General features: G+C 55.1%; 1 protein-coding gene. It reads left to right on the top strand.

Annotated features, from left to right (window positions below):
* On the top strand, positions 1–554 hold a 554-nt coding region (locus tag HMPREF2692_RS08270), incomplete at its 5' end, for a transposase (RefSeq protein ID WP_210400653.1).
* Positions 555–590: the final 36 nt, after the last annotated feature.

Genomic DNA, 590 nt, shown 5'->3' with positions numbered 1-590 from the left:
CAGTGGAGGCAACCTGGCCAGGATCGATGGTGCAAACCTGTATCGTGCACCTGATTCGTGCTGCCAACCGATGGGTGGCCTACGGCGACCGCAAGGCCGTGTCCGCAGCACTGAAGAAGGTCTACTCAGCCCCTGATGAATCCACTGCTGCAGCAGCACTGGCAGAATTCGCAGACTCTGAGCTGGGCGAGAAATACCCCAGATCCGTCAAGGTCTGGCAAGACGCGTGGGAACGATTCGTACCGTTTTTGCAGTTCCCGCCGGCAGCCCGCAAGGTCATCTACACCACGAATTCGATTGAGTCGTTTAACAATGAGCTGCGTAAAGCCACTCGTAACCGGGTGCAGTTCACCAATGATGAGTCCGCATTAAAGACACTGTGGTTGATGATCTGCAATATCGAAGACAAACGCGCAGCTAAACGCGCTAAAGAAGGTAAACGAGCCGCCGCTTCAGCTAGCCGGCTCGTTGAAGGCGGAAAGGTTTCCGGGTGGAAACAAGCCATCAACCAAATGGCCGTGGCCTACCCAGACCGCTTCGACCAATACCTCTAGAAACCAAGCCCCACACACAAACAACTTGACACGCTC

This window comes from Corynebacterium sp. HMSC036D03 (assembly GCF_001836185.1).
Classification (GTDB): Bacteria; Actinomycetota; Actinomycetes; order Mycobacteriales; family Mycobacteriaceae; genus Corynebacterium; species Corynebacterium simulans.
This window is presented reverse-complemented; position numbering and strand designations above follow the sequence as displayed.